Annotated in this window: 15 protein-coding genes and 1 pseudogene; 7 read left to right on the plus strand and 9 right to left on the minus strand. The window is 66.0% G+C overall.

The window, feature by feature from the left end; genetic code table 11:
* Nucleotides 1-164: 164 nt before the first annotated feature.
* The 3 genes from KV110_RS24695 to KV110_RS24705 form a co-directional block, all read right to left on the minus strand.
* Entirely contained in the window at nucleotides 165-893 is a 729-nt protein-coding gene (locus tag KV110_RS24695; protein WP_218469663.1) for a WD40 repeat domain-containing protein, read from the minus strand.
* Between the two features lie 391 nt (nucleotides 894-1,284).
* A complete protein-coding gene (locus tag KV110_RS24700; protein WP_218469664.1) occupies nucleotides 1,285-1,620 on the minus strand; it encodes a hypothetical protein in 336 nt (111 codons plus the stop codon).
* A 108-nt stretch (nucleotides 1,621-1,728) separates the two neighbouring features.
* Entirely contained in the window at nucleotides 1,729-3,288 is a 1,560-nt protein-coding gene (locus KV110_RS24705; RefSeq protein WP_218478834.1) for an ISL3 family transposase, read from the minus strand.
* Between the two features lie 216 nt (nucleotides 3,289-3,504).
* Between KV110_RS24705 and KV110_RS24710 the strand changes: the two genes are divergently transcribed.
* Nucleotides 3,505-3,708: a hypothetical protein gene (locus KV110_RS24710; RefSeq protein WP_218469665.1), complete on the plus strand. Its 204-nt coding sequence runs from the start codon at nucleotides 3,505-3,507 to the stop codon at nucleotides 3,706-3,708.
* Here the strand turns inward: KV110_RS24710 and KV110_RS24715 are convergent.
* Nucleotides 3,677-4,360 carry a tetratricopeptide repeat protein gene (locus KV110_RS24715; protein ID WP_218469666.1) on the minus strand — a complete coding sequence of 228 codons (684 nt, stop codon included), beginning with the start codon at nucleotides 4,358-4,360 and terminating at the stop codon, nucleotides 3,677-3,679. The two genes, KV110_RS24710 and KV110_RS24715, sit on opposite strands and share 32 nt — an antisense overlap.
* 54 nt (nucleotides 4,361-4,414) lie before the next feature.
* Entirely contained in the window at nucleotides 4,415-5,089 is a 675-nt protein-coding gene (locus KV110_RS24720; RefSeq protein ID WP_218469667.1) for a TetR/AcrR family transcriptional regulator, read from the minus strand.
* Nucleotides 5,090-5,160: 71 nt separating this feature from the next.
* On the opposite strand from KV110_RS24720, the gene KV110_RS24725 reads away from it, so the two are divergent.
* Together KV110_RS24725 and KV110_RS24735 are read left to right on the plus strand one after the other, a co-directional pair.
* Nucleotides 5,161-6,297 carry an FAD-dependent oxidoreductase gene (locus tag KV110_RS24725; protein WP_218469668.1) on the plus strand — a complete coding sequence of 379 codons (1,137 nt, stop codon included), beginning with the start codon at nucleotides 5,161-5,163 and terminating at the stop codon, nucleotides 6,295-6,297.
* A gap of 598 nt (nucleotides 6,298-6,895) precedes the next feature.
* Nucleotides 6,896-8,030, plus strand: a pseudogene (locus KV110_RS24735) (IS701 family transposase).
* A 153-nt stretch (nucleotides 8,031-8,183) separates the two neighbouring features.
* On the opposite strand, the gene KV110_RS24740 reads toward KV110_RS24735, so the two are convergent.
* On the minus strand, nucleotides 8,184-8,651 hold the full coding sequence (locus tag KV110_RS24740; RefSeq protein ID WP_218469669.1) for a nuclear transport factor 2 family protein: 468 nt from the start codon (nucleotides 8,649-8,651) through the stop codon (nucleotides 8,184-8,186).
* Between the two features lie 210 nt (nucleotides 8,652-8,861).
* Nucleotides 8,862-10,058 carry an FAD-dependent oxidoreductase gene (locus tag KV110_RS24745; protein WP_218469670.1) on the minus strand — a complete coding sequence of 399 codons (1,197 nt, stop codon included), beginning with the start codon at nucleotides 10,056-10,058 and terminating at the stop codon, nucleotides 8,862-8,864.
* A gap of 155 nt (nucleotides 10,059-10,213) precedes the next feature.
* Between KV110_RS24745 and KV110_RS24750 the strand changes: the two genes are divergently transcribed.
* The gene (locus KV110_RS24750) at nucleotides 10,214-10,819 is read left to right on the plus strand and encodes a TetR/AcrR family transcriptional regulator (protein ID WP_218469671.1); all 606 of its coding nucleotides are present in this window, start codon (nucleotides 10,214-10,216) and stop codon (nucleotides 10,817-10,819) included.
* 438 nt (nucleotides 10,820-11,257) lie between these two features.
* On the opposite strand, the gene KV110_RS24755 is transcribed toward KV110_RS24750, so the two are convergent.
* Nucleotides 11,258-12,208 carry an NADP-dependent oxidoreductase gene (locus KV110_RS24755; protein ID WP_218469672.1) on the minus strand — a complete coding sequence of 317 codons (951 nt, stop codon included), beginning with the start codon at nucleotides 12,206-12,208 and terminating at the stop codon, nucleotides 11,258-11,260.
* Nucleotides 12,209-12,290: 82 nt separating this feature from the next.
* On the opposite strand from KV110_RS24755, the gene KV110_RS24760 reads away from it, so the two are divergent.
* The 3 genes from KV110_RS24760 to KV110_RS24770 all read left to right on the plus strand — a co-directional run bounded on the left by KV110_RS24760 (nucleotide 12,291) and on the right by KV110_RS24770 (nucleotide 14,961).
* On the plus strand, nucleotides 12,291-12,866 hold the full coding sequence (locus KV110_RS24760; RefSeq protein WP_218469673.1) for a TetR family transcriptional regulator: 576 nt from the start codon (nucleotides 12,291-12,293) through the stop codon (nucleotides 12,864-12,866).
* A gap of 545 nt (nucleotides 12,867-13,411) precedes the next feature.
* Entirely contained in the window at nucleotides 13,412-14,182 is a 771-nt protein-coding gene (locus KV110_RS24765; protein WP_218469674.1) for an oxidoreductase, read from the plus strand.
* 62 nt (nucleotides 14,183-14,244) lie between these two features.
* Nucleotides 14,245-14,961 (plus strand): SDR family oxidoreductase, encoded by a 717-nt coding sequence (locus tag KV110_RS24770; RefSeq protein ID WP_246633950.1) that lies wholly within the window; start codon nucleotides 14,245-14,247, stop codon nucleotides 14,959-14,961.
* Here the strand turns inward: KV110_RS24770 and KV110_RS24775 are convergent.
* Nucleotides 14,910-15,836, minus strand: a complete 927-nt coding sequence (locus KV110_RS24775; RefSeq protein WP_218469676.1) for a LysR family transcriptional regulator — start codon at nucleotides 15,834-15,836, stop codon at nucleotides 14,910-14,912. The genes KV110_RS24770 and KV110_RS24775 overlap by 52 nt on opposite strands.
* Between the last annotated feature and the right edge of the window lie 363 nt (nucleotides 15,837-16,199).

A 16,199-nucleotide genomic window follows, 5' to 3' on the forward strand; every position in this document is an offset into this window, starting at 1 on the left:
TCTGAACACCCGACATTGCCGCGACCCGCGCGTTCCACAGACGAGACCGACTGAGGCTAAGACTGAGCAGTCTCATCTAGCGCCCGGGTCATCACTACCGGCGGGTTCGGAAAATCATGGCTCGGGTGTGAAGTCGACCGCTTTGGGTTAGGGGACTGACTCGTTCAGGCCTTCAGTTCCTTTAATCGCAGCGTGCTGTCCTGGTTGCCGGTTGCCCGTATGGTCTTGCCGTCCGGGCTGAACGCCACCGAAGCCACCCTGCCCTCGAGACCGGTGTCGGTAACACGGATGGGACGCCCGGTGGCGGCGTCCCACTCGATGACCACGCCAACGATATCGATCGTTGCCAGTCGGTGGCCGTCTGGGCTGAACGCAACCGCTGCTACTGACTCGTTGTGCCCGATGAAAGGGCCATCAATCGCGTAACCGGTGCGCCAGTCCCAGATGCGGACGGTGTGGTCAGCCGACGCTGATGCCAATCGGTTGCCGTCCGGACTGAACGCCACCGAGGTCACCTGGCTGACGTGCCCGGTCAGGGGGACGCCGATCAGTTGAGCGGTGAGAACGTCCCAGATGCGGACGGCACCGTCGGCCGACGCCGAGGCCAAGACGTGGCCGTCCGTGCTGAACGCCACCGCGAACACCGGTCCGCCAACAGCGTCCAGGACCGCCGATGCCTGCCCGGTTGTGGTGTCCCACAATCGGATCGAGGAGTCATTGGCTGCGATAGCGACTGAACGGCCGTCCGGACTGAACGCCACCGAGGTGGTAGAGCTGGCACCTGTCTCGAAGGTGCGGACTTGGTTGCCCGATAGGTCCCACAGTCGGACGGTGCCATGGGCGCCGACACCACCGAGGACCCCACCTGCCGGGCTGAAATCGGTAAAGCTCACCTCCCCGGCAGGACCCAGTGCTACCGCCTGGTCGGGAGGAGCTGATCTGTACACGGTATTCGCGGAAACGAAGAGCGCGACGATGAGACCCGCGATCCCCGCTATTGCTGCGATCCTCGTCCACCCCCCGCCGGAGGCGCGCATTCGGGCCGGGGCCAAGCTCGGCCCGCGGCGGAAGGGGCGAAAGGTGGGACGGACATCGCGGTCCGGTCGCACCGAAATGCCTGCGCTTCTGCGGTATTGATCGCTGGGCGCGGCGCTGAATGCGGGGGTCGACCCAGCGAGCGCGGCCAGGAACCGTCGTCCGGCGCCCCGATATTCCTCGCTCACTGGGCGGGTGAACGCTGGAGTGGAACCAGCCAACGCCGCAAGAAACCGGCGCCCGAATCGGCTACGGCTCATAGCCTTTCCTCCCGTCCTGCGGTTCTTCGTCTCCTGGCAGCAGGGACTGCACGTAAAAGCTGAGCTTCTTGAGCACGACGGGGGTGCCCGTCCCGATGCCGAAGGCGATGAGAATATTCGGCGTGATCAGGCCACTGCTGAGCACGGCAGCAGAAGTCGCAGCACCCGTACAGATTTGGACTACGACCGCCGCGGCGTAGACACCTCCACCCGGTCCCTCGGGCTGGCCCCATGGCCACCCTTTGACTCTGGTGCTGGCCTCAACGAAAACGACCCCGCAGTTGACAGCTGCACCGATGCACCCCCACACGGCATACAGCCACATGCCACAAACTATAGGTGCCAGCGACAGTCCCGGTAGGGCGAAGACCTGTCAACTCCGGCCCGAACGTGGATCAGGCACAAATTTGGTGATCCGATCGGATCGGGATGTTCAGTCGCTCAACAGGATTCGTTTCCGGAGAAGATCTGGTTTTGCCCTGCCGAACACATGGCGCTTGATCATCTTGATGCGGTTGACGTGTCCTTCGACCGGTCCGCTGCTCCAGCTCAGCGTCAAGCCTGCGGTGACCGCGTCGAGGTCACGGCGCAGGCCGCGGACGAACGAGTGCAGCGCGGGCAGGTCCTCGGCATCGACGGCGGCCATCCATCGCTCCAGCTCACGACCACGCAACTCGACCATCATCGTCGCGAAGGCCCGGACGTGACCGACCAAGGCTGTGAGTTCGGCGCTCATGGTCAGGATCGCGTCGAGCCGCTGCTGATCGTCGGGATCGAGACGGGCGGGCTCGCTCATGATCCAGCTGACGACGCGACGGACCGACGGCGGCTTGCGGACTGCGCGGGGAATGTCGCCGATGGCGCGGAACGGGTGCAGGTAGTTCAGCAGGATCTTGCTGCCTCCGCGGTAGCCGAGTTCCTGGATCTCACGGAATAGCTGAGTTGCGTTGGTGCAGCCCTCATTCCATCGTTGATGCAGATAGGGCTTGAACTCCTCGAGCAGACTCGGGCGCCGCCCGGTGCCATGGTTGACGAGCAACTCCTCGACGCTGACGGCACGGGCGAAACGCCGCACGGTTCCCCGGGCCAAGCCGAGCTGGGTGCCAACGGCCCGGATGCTCACACCGTCGCCGAGCAGTGCGTGGACTGCGGCGTAGCGTTCACGAGTCCGGACAGCCCACTTGTCCGTCCTGCCGGTTGGCGGCTCGATCACCTCGGAAGTCACCGGCGTTTGCTGCTGGCGCACGACCACTGGCTCGACATCGCACTCAGCGACGGCCGTGGCACCCAAGCAGTCTCGGTGTCGGGCCACGACGCGTTCGACCGCTTCGCCGAGGTTGTGCCAGATGTGCCATCGGTCGGCAACCTGCAGAGCATTCGGCGCTCCGGCCGAGATGCCGTCGGCGTAGGCGCTGGCGCGGTCCCGGCACACGATCTCGACTCCGGGATGGGCACGCAGCCAGGCAGCGAGGGTGTCAGCGGTGCGGTCGCCGAGCACGTCGACCGGGCGCCGGGTCTCGATGTCGATCAGGATCGTTGCGTAGTGGTGGCCGCGACGCAGGGCGAAGTCGTCGACCCCGAGTACGCGGGGTGTCGCCTGGTCCGGATCGGGCAGCGCCCGGATCTGCCGCAGTAGCGTCATCCGGCTGACCGTGGCTGCCAAATGCCGGGTCATCCGGGCATCCGGACGACCGCCCAATGCCAGCGCGACCGCACACAGCAAGCGCTGCAGGATGGTCGTGCGTCGGGCATACCGCTCCGCCAGTCCTGGCAGCTGCTCAGCGAAAGTCCTTCTCCCGCAACCGGAGTTGTCGCAGAACAACCGCCTCACTCGCAACCGGATCACGACCTCTCGGCCGGTGATCGCCGTATCGGACAATCGCCGCCGGTAGCGACTATGGATCCGACGGGACGAGGTTCCACAGCCCGAACAGACGGCTGCCTCGTCACGGGTGCTCACATCGAGGTCCACTCGAAGCCCGGCCGCGGTCATGCCGTCGATCTGCAGCCCATCCAGATGCGGGAACAAGACCGCAAGCGGTCCAAGATCAGAACACCAGCGACATGATCGATCATCAAGCGCCCGTTGGCAATCCAGGTCGGGTCAATCACGCAAACTGCGCCTGATCCGCGATCGAACCGGAGTTGACACCGTGCGGTAAGGAATAGCACCCGCCGATCGGCGGGGCTTCTCCTCTATCGTGAATGGGTGAAGTTCAAGATTGCGTTCACGTCGGTGCTGTTGCTGGCGGCCCTGTTATGGGGAGTGACATGGTTGTTCGAGCATCCGGAAGTATTGGATTCCTGCGACCAGGTGCCGTGCCCGCCGGATGTGTTCACGAAACCCACAACTACACCGCCGCCGGGCGAACCGTACACGATCACTCAGAGCGCCTACAAGTGCTGCGCGTGAAAGCAGAAGCCCCACCAGCGCGGAAGCTAATTCTTTTGCTCTCGTCAGCGGGCTCGTACGCGGTCGGCTGACACGAGACCGGCCGGAGGAGATCAGAGGACCGTGGGGCCGTTGTTCTTGCCGGGCGGCACGATTCGATAGCCCAGGGACAGCACCGTAGGTCGTCGCGGCGGGACGGTCCGTAGTGCCCGGCCTGCAATCGGTTGATCAGCTCCGGTCGCATCGAGCCGTCGGGCAGCAATCCGTAGCCCGGGATCACGATTGCCGTCTCGGGGCCCTGTGGCGTCGGGGTGAAATTGACCCGAGTAACCAGCGCTTTGTGAATGGCCCGCAGGGCGTCGAGCACTGCCGTTCGCACGGTGGGTGCGAGCTCACAGAGCCGGTTCACCGAGTCGTCACGAGCGCGGACATCTCCCGCTTCGTCGGCCCAGAATGCCCGCAGCGCAAGGACATCGGTATTTCCGGGATCGACAGCCACCGCCTGCTCGAGCAGGGCCAATCCGCCTGCCACGTCGCCACGGACGAAGTTGTCCTGCGCGGCGTTATAGAGCGGAGCGACATCGTCGGCGTCATTCGCAACGGGTGCCTGCGCGCCGACGAACACCAAGGCAACACAACTTACGACGATGGCGATGGCGAATCTTCCAGCCATACGAACACAATAAATCGCTCCGGCGCCGGATGCGTTGTGCAGACGCTGGAGCGGTCATCGCTCGCCTCCGTGGGCCGTGGTTGTCATACCGTCGATGATCAGATCGATACCTGCCAGGTATTCGACCCGGTCGTCGTGTCGGCGTAGCCGGGCGGCCATGGTCCGGGTAAACGGGTACTTGTCGGGGTCGAGGCGTTGCCAGCGGTCGGCCTCGGTGTCGAGGGTCTGCTGCCGATCACCGCCCGCCCCGAAGCGGGCGTTGGTCGCGTTCTGGCCGCTGGCGCCGATCATGTAGTGCAGCAGGGCCTGGGTCGTGGTGAATTGCACGGACTCGGGTGCGCCGAGGGCTCGCACCAGTCGTCCGACGCGTTCGAAGATCTCGGCCATGGCGTCCCGCCACGGCGGGCGCGCGAGCTGAACACCGATCCAGGGGTGCGCCTCGACGGCGTCGAACACCCCCGAGGCCAAGGCGTGCAGCGCATCTCGGGGCGAGCCCTGCAGATCGGCATCCTCGATGGCGCGGGCGACGGCGCGGGTAGTGGCGGCCTCGAGCAGTTCGGCCTTGTTCGCGATATGCCACTGGATGGCACCGTGACCGGTCTCGAACCGGGTGGCCAGGGCGCGGAAGGTGAGCCCGTTCTCCCCGGCGGAGTCCAGCAGTTCGACCGCCGCCTCGATGATCCGCTCGCGGGTGAGGGCGTCGGCGCGACGTTCGGTGGTTCTGGCCATGGTTCATCTTGACACAACTGGTACGTCGTACCAAGCTGTTGGTACGTCGTACCAACCCGAAAAGAGGCATCATGACCACCCCCGTCACGATCATCGGCGCCGGACTCGGCGGCCTGACCCTCGCCCGCGTCCTGCACTTGCACGGCATCCCCGCCACGATCTACGAGGCCGAAGCCTCCGCGGACACCCGCACCCAGGGCGGACAACTCGATATGCACGAATACAACGGGCAGCTCGCTCTCGAAGCCGCCGGGCTCACCGACCAATTCCGCGCGATCATCCACCAGGGCGGCGAAGCCACCCGCGTCCTCGACCAGCACGCCACGGTCCTGCTCGACGAACCCGACGACGGCACCGGCGGACGCCCGGAAGTCCTGCGCGGCGACCTGCGCCGAATCCTGCTCGACTCGTTGCCCGACGACACGATCCGGTGGGGGCACAAGGTCACCGGGGTCGCCGGGATCGGCGAGGGCCGCCACGAACTGCGCTTCGCCAACGGGACGACCGTGACGACGAGCCTGCTCGTCGGCGCGGACGGCGCCTGGTCCAGGGTGCGCCCGCTGCTGTCGGACGCCCAGCCGACCTATATCGGCACGACGTTCGTCGAGACCTACCTCTACGACGTGGATGAACGCCACCCTGCCGCAGCCGAACTCGTTGGCGCGGGCTCGATGTCGGCCATCGCGCCGGGTAAGGGGATCCTCGTGCACCGCGAGGCCCACGGCGTCCTGCACGCCTACATCGCGCTGTCGAAGCCGCAGGAGTGGTTCGCCGACCTCGATGTCACCGATGCCGTCACCACCTACGAACGTGTGGCGGCACAGTTCGACGGCTGGGCACCCGAGCTGACCGCGCTCATCACCGACGCCGACGCCGAGCCGGTGCTACGCCCGGTCAACATCCTGCCGATCGATCATCGCTGGGACCGAGTCGCGGGTCTCACCCTGCTCGGCGACGCGGCGCACCTCATGTCCCCGTTCGCGGGCGAGGGCGCCAATCTCGCCATGTTCGACGGCGCCGAACTCGGCAGGGCCCTCGCCGCACACCCCGGCGATGCCGAGGCCGCACTCTCGGAATACGAGCAAGCACTCTTCCCCCGCAGTGCCGAGTTCGCCGCCGAATCCGACCGCAACCACGGCCTGCTCATCGGCGCCAACACCCCGGCCAGCTTCGTCGACCTAATCACCGGCAAGGTGCCCGCCGAGTAGCAGGATCCCTCCCGGCCGCGGCCGCCGCACTACTGCTACGCCATGTTTCACGACCCCTTCCAAGGAGGATTCCGTGATCGTAAAGCGTTTCGTAGCAGTGTGATTCGCTGGCCACCGGACCCGAAGATGCTTTACGGCGAAACGATGATAGGCACGACCCGCCTACCGCGAGTGCCGCCACACCTCGGGTGCGGCGGCACTCTGTCGATACTTGTTCGAGGCGTCACGGCCTCGGCACGGATGTGGGGGCCAGGCCCTCCGATATTCGGCATGCCGCCCAGCGGTCGTGTGCGTTCCCGGCCAGTTGTTCCACGAGTTCTGCGATGTCCGGCGGCAGCCGTGATCCTGCACTGGAGCAGCGGTGCGGGCGAAGGCCACGTCAATCGGATCAAGATGTTGAAACGGCAGATGTTCGGCCGAGCCAACCCGGACCTGTTAAGGAAGCGAATCTTGTTGAGCGACTAAGCAACAGCACCATCGACTTCACGAAATTTGGGCCAGAACCCCGAACGTGACCCGTATCTTCCAGGCCAACCGTGACCCGGCCGCCTAATACTGCAACTGCACTCGCATCGTTTGGTGCTGGTAGACCTGTCGGGTGGTGTTGGATCGGGTTGTGGCGGAGCTGGATTCGTTGATGGCGAGTATCGGGAGACGGTTCACCCGGGCTGAGCCGCGGGGGCGAGCGCGGGAGTACGTGTCGGGGCTGGTCGCGGGGTCTGGAACGCAAGAACGGGTGGACGGTAGCCGAACGTGCTGGTGAGGGCTGCCCGTATGGAATGCAGCGGTTGCTGCGCGCTGCGGACTGGGACGTCGACGGTGTCCGCGACGACGTGCGTGACTACGTCGTCGAGCACCTCGGCGACCCCGGAGCCGTGCTGGCCGGCGACGAGACCGGATTCCTGAAGAAGGGCGTGAAATCCGCTGGGGTGCAACGGCAATACTCCGGCACCGCCGGGCGTACGGAGAATTGCCAGATCGGAGTTTTTCTGGCGTATGCGTCCCGGCACGGGCACGCCCTGATCGACCGGGAACTCTACGTCCCGGAGTCGTGGACGTCCGATCGTGAGCGATGCCGCGACGCCGGAATACCCGACGAGGTCGAGTTCGCGACCAAGCCGCGGCAGATGATCGCCATGCTCGAGCGTGCGCTGGCGGCGGAGGTGCCCTTCGCCTGGTTCACCGCCGACGAAGCCTACGGGCAGGCAGGCTACCTGCGGGGCTGGCTCGAAGACCGCGACGTGTTCTACGTCATGGCCACCCGTCGCGACCACCAGATGACCACTCGCGCCGACCGCACCACTCGCTCCGACGACCTGGTCGGCGAGTTCGCCGCACCGTCGTGGCAGCGGTTGTCGGTCGGCGCTGGCGCGCACGGGCCACGCGAATACGACTGGGCACGCCGCCAGATCGACGGCACCTGGAAGTCCGGGCGTGGACACTGGCTGCTGGCCCGACGCTCGATCAGCAACCCCACTGAGATCGCCTACTATCTCTGCTACGGCCCGGCTTCGGCGCGGCTGGTCGCCCTGGCCTGGATCGCAGGGGCACGCTGGCATGTGGAGGAGGCGTTTCAGCAGGCCAAAGGCGAGGCCGGGCTGGATCACTACCAGGTTCGCAAATGGCGGGCCTGGTATGCCCACATCACCCTGTCGATGCTCGCCCTGGCCTGGCTGGCTGCGACGAAAACCGTTGCAGCAAAGGGGGAATTACCGACAGAGGCGACGGCATGATCGCGCTCACCTTATCGGAGATCCGTCGTCTGCTGATCGCGTTCGTGCTCACACGGCTAAATCCCGCCGAGCACGTCTGGGCCTGGTCACGATGGCGACGACGCCGACAACACCAGGCCCGGCTGTCGCACTACCGCCGCCGCGGCCACCCCCTCACCTGACCGACGTGTGCGCGGCCTCGGTAGTGCTGCTGGCGCCAGCGGCGACGCCTCCGAAGACGTCGCGATGCCCGCGCGTGGTGTCCATGTACTCGCGCACCCTGTAAATGAGACCGTCCCGCAGCTCGAAGACGAAACAGTAGTCGTTGCTGTAGGCATTTCCGGTTGCCAGCGTGGCGCTCATCGTTTCCTCCACAATCACCCGGTCTCCGTCGACGTAGAAGCCGCGAAAATCCACAGCAACGTCACTGACGAACAACCGCGAGAACTCGTCTGCGAGGAAGTGCGTGATGGCCTGCCTGCCGATCATGTGGCTGGATGCGTCGAGCGCGACCGCGGTCGCGTTGCCCGCCGGAGCGAGCCATTCGGCATCTTCGGTGAAGAACGCTGCGATCTGCTCTGCGTCGTGACTGGCGAACGCCCGCCACGCCGCCTGAACCACAGCCCGGTTGTCGATAGCCATTGCTCGACACTATGAGCATCCACGCCCGTCATGCTGGCGGTAAACGGACAAGATCATCTGAGGCCCGTCTACCCCGCCGCACCGATGAGAAACAACCTCAGCCCACGCGCAGTTGCAGTACTAAGCGGACGTCCCATAATGCCGAGTTGCGGGCGTTTGGTTGCTTGTTCACGGCATGTCGCCGAAGCCTGGTTTCTCGCTGAGGTGTGGCTATGGTTTCTGTTGCCTGCGTCGATATTCGGCGGCCCTGGTCTGGTAGTTCTCGTGTTCGCGCGCGTGGTCTGGGGGAAGGTGCGGTGTGTCGGGGGATGTCGTGGCGAAGAACCGCGTGAGCGCGGTGTTCGAGCTCACGGCCAGTTCTGCGGATCGTGGGAACATCGCTGTCTCGTAGCTTGTGATCGCGTCGTCGAGATTGTTCTCTTTGTGGATGGCGTGCGCGAGTTCTGCGCCATCGAGTAACGCGAGATTGGTGCCGTGGCCGCCGAAGGGTGCCATCAGATGGGCTGCGTCGCCGATCAAGGTGACGCCGGGGACATGGTTCCAGGTCAGCGGAGCGGGCAGGGCCCAGAAGCTGCGTGGCACATAGTCGCCGTCGATGTCGGTGAGCAGTGGACGCATGAGCGCGGACCAGTGGCTGAATTCCCGCAGCAGGAAGGATCGGACGGCCTCGCGGTCGGTGATGTCCACGCCGGCGGTGACGTGCCAGTCGAGTTCGGCGCGGAAGGCGACGTAACCGCGGACCACACCGTTGCTGTTGCGCTGGACGATCACCGCGCGGCCGTCGCCGTCGGAGGAGAACATGTGGCCGTCACCGACGATCGCGGCGATTTCGGGGTGTCTGGTGTCCACGTCATCGAATCGGGCGTCGAGAAAGCAGACCCCGAGATACTGCGGGACCGCGGCGGTGAGCAACCGACGAACCGGCGACCATGCGCCGTCGGCGCCGATGACGAGGTCGGCTTCGGTGCTGGCGCCGTTGGCGAACTCCAGTCGGTGCGTGCCACCGCCTTGCGGGGTCGCGTGCAGGAGTTTGTGCCCCCAGGCGACCGTGCCGGGACGCAGGTGCTCATAGAGCATGGTCCGCAGTTGCCCGCGGTCGATCTCGGGAGCCGCGTCGTCGCCCTCGGCGGGAGTGAACTCGGCCAGGACGGTGCCGTGGTGGTCGCGGCGGCTTTTGGCCTGGCCCTCGACCCGGGCCAAAGCCCGGAAAGCGTCCATCAGCCCGGCGTCCTCCAACGCGATCTGGCCGGCGTCTGCGTGCAAGTCCAGCGTCCCGCCCGGGTCACGGGAGTCCACGGCGGCGTCCGCGTCGTACACCGTGGGCTGGATGTCATATCCCTGCAGGACACGGGCGCACATCAGGCCCGCGGGGCCGCCGCCGACGATAGCGATACGGGGTGTGGTCATCAGGGTGGTTCCTCTCGAACGTGTTGCGGCGGTGTGGTTGTCGCCGCTGGGTGCAGGCCGGGTCGACCTCGCTTCACCCAGCTTAGGTGAAACCGTGCCAAAAGTATATCGGTTCTACATTTCAACCTGTTCTACCCATGCGCTAAGGTGGGCACATGACCGAACCAGGACGCCGCGAGCGCAAGAAAGCCGCTAACCGCCAAGCCCTGGCGGACGCGGCGCTGAGGCTGTTTCTGGAGCGCGGCTACGACGCGGTCGGCGTGCGGGAGATCGCCGACGCCGCTGACGTTTCGGTGGCCACGCTGTTCAAGCACTTCCCCGACGGCAAGGAAGCACTGATCTTCGACCAGGACGCCGACCGTGAGGAAGCGCTCGTCGCCGCCGTCTGCGAGCGCCCGACCGGCCAGTCCATCCCCCAGGCGCTGCGCACGCTGCTGCACGACGAGCGCTCTCGACAGGTCCGCACCGACCCTCACTTCCCCGAGTTCCTCCACCTGATCGAGGCCACTCCGGTACTGCGCGAGCGCGCTCGGCGCATATGGCTGCGTCACGAAAACGCCCTGGCCGCAGCGATCGTCGCCGACACCGGACTACCCGAAAACGACCCCGCCGCCCAAGCTCTGGCCCACTTCGCCCTCGAAGCCGTCAGCCTCGTCCACGGACGAGACGACCCTGAATGGGCACTCGACCAAATCTTCACCCTCCTCGACACCGGGTGGACAGCTACGACGCAGGAATCCGCTCGGCACGACAGCACCTGACCACACGACCGCGCCGCAGACGACCTTCGCACGCTCATGCCGCGGAGCGCGCGTTCGGCCACAATGATCACCGCATCCCTCGGTCGACCCACACGGAGCCGCAGAGCGAACACCCCCAGGGAACCGTTGCGAAACCGGCCCGCAGGTCAGCAGGCACAACAGCCCGCTACAGGTCTAGAACCCCCAACCCTGCTGTGCGGTTGCTGAGGCGATCTGACTCGCCTGCGCTTGACCTGTCACAGGATTCGGATCAGGTGACCAAAAGCCGGGTTGTAGGGTCTCGGAACTCGTGGCCAAATCTCAGAACGATTGGCCATAGCGTGGACCAGTTGGCCATGATTTTGAGATTCGGCTCCCTGTTCCGGCTGATTGGTGGTTGATGATCTTCGCCAGTTGTGTTCCGGGGCAGGAGGGTTCGGACTGTCGGGCGGTCATGCCTCACAGGACGAGCATGAGCTTGCCGCCGGGGTGGCGGGATTGGCTGAGTTCGGCCGCTTTCTGGATTTGGTCGAGCGTGTAGGTGCGGGCGACCGGTACGACCAGGATGCCTTCGTCGGCGAGCCGGGCGAACTCGTCCATCTGGTCGTAGCGGATCTCGGTGGTGGTCCGGACGCCCAGATCGGCCGCGGCGGCGAAGTCCGAGACGGTGAGGACACGGTCGGGGTCGCTGGTCAGTTCGATCAGGGTCGGCAGTGCGCCGCCGGCCGGGCTGGGCTGGTCGGCGCGGTCGATCCGGCCGCCGGTCGGCGCCGTGTCCAGGGCGCGGTCGACGGGACCTTCGGACAGTGCCCTGATACGTTCGGCCATGCCGTCGCCGTATGCGGTTACTCGGGCGCCGATCTGTTCCAGGGCTGCGGCCCGGGTCTGCCCGGCGGTGGCTATCACACGGATTCCCCGGTGCAGCGCGAAGCGCACCGCCGCTTCGCCCACGGTAGAGCCCGCGCCGTGGACGAGCAGCAGCTCGCCCGGCCGGACCCCGAGGTCGTCGAGCGCGCGCCATGCCGTCTCGGCCGCCATCGGCAGCGCGGCGGCCTGCTCGTCGGTGACGCCGTCGGGAATGTGCGCCCAGGTCGGCATCAGTGCGTACTCGGCAGCACCGGCCGTCGGGCCGTCGAAGGTGGCCGGGCCGAACACGCGGTCGCCGATCCGGACGCCGGTGACGCCGTCGCCGAGTGCGTCGACGGTGCCCGCGATCTCGAGGCCGAGCCCGCGCGGCAGCGGTGGCAGTTGGTCGGCGAGGAGACCGTTGACGAGGTGCCAGTCGGCCGGTGTCAGGCCGCATGCTCGCACGCCGATCCGGATCTGGCCGGGTCCCGGCTCCGGCCGCGGGACGTCGCGGAGCACAATCGCGTCAGGGGAACCGAACCGGTCGAATTGAAGAGCCTTCATGACACCCGCTTCGTGATGACAGCATCTGTTGTCGCCCACCGTACATCATGACAACAGATGCTGTTGTCGTAGGCTGGTGTGTATGCCGAGATGGGAGTCCGACGCACAGGGCCGGCTCGAGCGCGCGGCGCTCGAGCTATTCGAGTCGCAGGGATTCGACCGCACCTCGGTCGCGCAGATCGCAGGTGCCGCCGGTCTGAAGGAGCGCTCGTTCTACCGTTACTTCCCCGACAAGCGGGAAGTTCTCTTCGCCGGTGACGAGGTCGAGGCGCACCTCGTCACCCAGCTCGAGGCGGCAGACCCGGGCCTCACGCCGTTCGAGGCGCTGCTGGCCGCACTGGGAACCGCCGAGGAGATCTTTCGCCCACGCGAATTTCTGGTACGCCGGGGGAAAGTGATCGCCGCCAACCCGGCACTGGCCGAGCGCGAGCTGATCAAGCTCGACTCCATCGCCGACGCACTCGTCCCGGCCATCGAACGTCGCGGCGTCGAACCCGGCAAGGCGCGCTTCATAATCGACGTGGTGCTGGCGATCCACCGGCACGCCATGCCCCGCTGGCTGGCCGAGCCGGACACCACCCTTTCCCAGTCCGTGGCCCAGTCCGCGGCTGAGCTCAGCGAGGCGATCATGGCACTGGGTCCGACTAGCCAGTTCTGACGGCTCAGGAAATGCCAGCGAATTGCGACAACCACAGCTGGCCACACCGTGAGACAACCAAGAAACCAGCAGGTCACGCAGCCACCGTGTGCCACGGATTCTGAGACCCTACCCGGGTGCCCTTGCGTTCCGAATATCAACTGGTGCTTGGTACATGTCGGCCATGTTCTTACGGCCGTTCGCCGGATCGGTGGCGTCCCGTGTAGCGAGATGGGCGAAGACTCCTGATCCGGCGTGCACCAGTATGCGTCGAACCATTGAGCTACAACGTGCTTGGCCGATCCTCCGCTACGGGTGGAAGCTCTGCGCGAGGTACCGCAGCCGGAGCTCGGCGTTTGTCGACACGAGCGGAAGGTTTGGGACTGTATAGGAATTTCCTATGGTGCCTACTGAATTTTCGTCTTTGCTTGTCGTTCTTTCGCCGGCATACCGTGAAATAGCTCGATTAGGTGCCCGACCGCGATTCTCCGAAGATTCGTGCCCGGGGGTACGTCGCGCTCCTTTTCGTCGAGCCGTCAAATATCGCAATCGAGAGGACAGTTGACATGAGTACGGTCGAGAACGGTTCGGGAACAGGAGAACTCGTGGGAAAGCGGGCCCTGGTGACCGGCGGTACTCGCGGAATCGGAGCCGCCGTTGTGCGCCAACTCCTGGACGCGGGCGCCGAGGTGCTTGCGGCCGCCCGATCGGAAACGAGCCCGGTACCGGATGGGGCCGCCTTCGTGGCGGCCGACGTGCGAACTCGGGCCGGTGCGGAGACGCTCGCCGCAGCCGCGCAGGAGATGTTCGGCGGGGTGGACATCCTGGTCCACAACGCGGGCGGGGCGGGTCCCTACCAAGGCGCACTGGCGATCCCGGACCAAGCGTGGCAGGACGCGCTGGACTTGAACTTCCTGGCGTCTGTGCGGCTGGACTCGCTGGTGGCACCAGGGATGCGGGACCGGCGTTCGGGGATGATCGTGCACATCTCCTCGGCCGCGGTCCCCACGGTGGCACCGCCTTTCCTGCACTACACGACAGCGAAGGCGGCACTGGAGAACTACAGCCGCGGATTGGCTGCGGAGTTGGCCCCGTTCGGAATCCGGGTCAACACCGTATCTCCCGGCAGAACCGCCACCCCTGGTGGCGAGGCGACGCGGGAGCAGTGGGCACGCCTGGATGTGGGGCCGGGCCAGGACAACACCGCCCCACCGCTGGGGCGCGATGGTCGGCCCGCCGACATCGCCCACGCGGTGCTTTTCCTCGTCTCGCCGCGGACGAGCTGGCTGACCGGAAGCAGCATCGTCGTCGACGGCGGCGAATTCCCCAGGGGCTGAACAAGTTCGGAAAACAACAACGGAGGAATCCCGGCATGGGTGCATATAACGACAAGAATGCGGTGATCACCGGTGGCGGCAGCGGCTTGGGGTTCGCGCTGGCGAAGCTGCTGGTGAAAGGCGGAGCCCGAGTAGTGATTACCGGCCGCTCGCAGGCCGGCCTCGACACCGCGCGCGAACGGCTGGGCAAGAACGCGATTGCCGTCCGAGGCGATGTGACCGCACAATCCGACCTCGATGCGCTGGCGGAGCGGGTAACGGCCGAACTCGGCACGATCGAGGCCCTGTTCGTCAACGCCGGCATCGCCTCCCTCACGCCCTTCGAGTCGACAACGGAGCAGATGTTCGACGAGCTGTTCGCGATCAATGTCAAAGGCGCATTCTTCACAGTGCAGAAGCTCGCCCCGCTGCTCAGCCCGGGCGCGGGCGTTGTCCTCACGACCTCGAATGCGAACGTCCTGGGTTTGCCGGACACCAGCGTCTATGCGGCGGGCAAAGCGGCGCTGCGTTCGATGGCCCGCACCCTGTCCCGCGAACTGCTTCCGCGCGGAATTCGTGTCAACGCGATCAGCCCCGGTCCCATTGACACGGGAATTCTGGAAAACACGATGACCGCAGAGGCCGCCGAGCAGTTCAAAGCGGAACGGGTCGCGGACAATCCCATGCGGCGTTTCGGCACCCCCGACGAAATTGCCAGGGCGGCAGCATTTCTCGCCTTCGATGCCACTTACGCGGCAGGCACCGAGTTCGTTGCGGACGGAGGTGTCACCCAGCTCTGAGCGGGCTTGTGCCAGCTCTCCTCACGCAGGAGTTCGAGCAGGGCCGCCTCCGCCGGACCCGCGTCGTGGCGGACCACGGCGACGACGGGCTGGGACACGGCCGGGACCACCGGGCGAGCGAGGTGCTCGTAACCGTGGGGCACCACGGAGGCCGGGACGAGCGTCACTCCCAGTCCGTACGCGGCCCAGCGCACGGCCGTCACCGTCTGGGACACACGGGCGGCCGTGGTCGGAGTCAGCTTGTTGTCGCGCAGCACGCCGGTCAGCACACCGTCGAGCGCGCTGTCGCGGTCGAACCGCACCCACGATTCCCGCTCCAGCTCGCACAGCTCAACCCGCTCCGAGTCGAGCAGCCGATGCCCGGCGCTCAGCACCACGGCAAACTCTTCGTAGCCGAGGTGCTTGGCGTCGGCGGGGCCACGATCACAGGCCGCCATCAAAGCGAGATCCAGCACGCCCTGGCGACACAGCCGCTCCAGCTCGGCTGAACTCGGCTCCTCGAAGACAGTGACCTCCAGGCGCGGAAAGCGGCGGCGCAGCGCGCTCAGCACGACCGGCAGCTGCCGAGTACCGAAGCCCATCTGTGCCGCGACCACCAACTCCCCCACCAGCTCCTCGGCACCGCCTCGCGCCGTCGCTCGCGCCCGCCGCGCCGCACTCACCGCTACCTGCGCTTCCCGCAGGAACGCACGACCCACCACGGTGGGCACCAGTCCGGCCGGTGTCCGCGCGAACAGCGTCACGCCCAATTCCCGCTCCAGGTTGCGGATCTGCTGCGACATCGACGGTTGAGCGACATGCAGCAACTCCGCCGCAGCCGTCACCGATCCCGCTTCGGCCACGGCCAGCGCGTACTCGAACTGACGAAGGCTCATCGGCTCCGTCCCTTCCCGGGCGGACCATCACCGAGCCCGCTGTGATCGCTGCAACAACAGGTGCTACAACACCGGAGGCAGCGCGTTTACTCCACGCCTCGAGGTTCCACCGTGAACGAACATCCGCACATGCCGCGGAGCGCGCGTTTCGAGCGGACGGTGGCCCGCCTCGGACGGTCGGCCACCAACGTCTCTGGAACGTCCGCATTTACCGGGCTCCGGACGGGTTCGGTGTGGGCGGCGGTTACGTCAGCGATGCCGACTAGGGAACGGTCAATCTCAAACTCTGGCTACAAAATGCCTTGTCGGCGGTGAGTATGCCCTCGCGAGACACGACCGAAATCCCTGTCCGAAAGTGAGCGT

This window comes from Nocardia iowensis (assembly GCF_019222765.1).
Lineage (GTDB): Bacteria > Actinomycetota > Actinomycetes > Mycobacteriales > Mycobacteriaceae > Nocardia > Nocardia iowensis.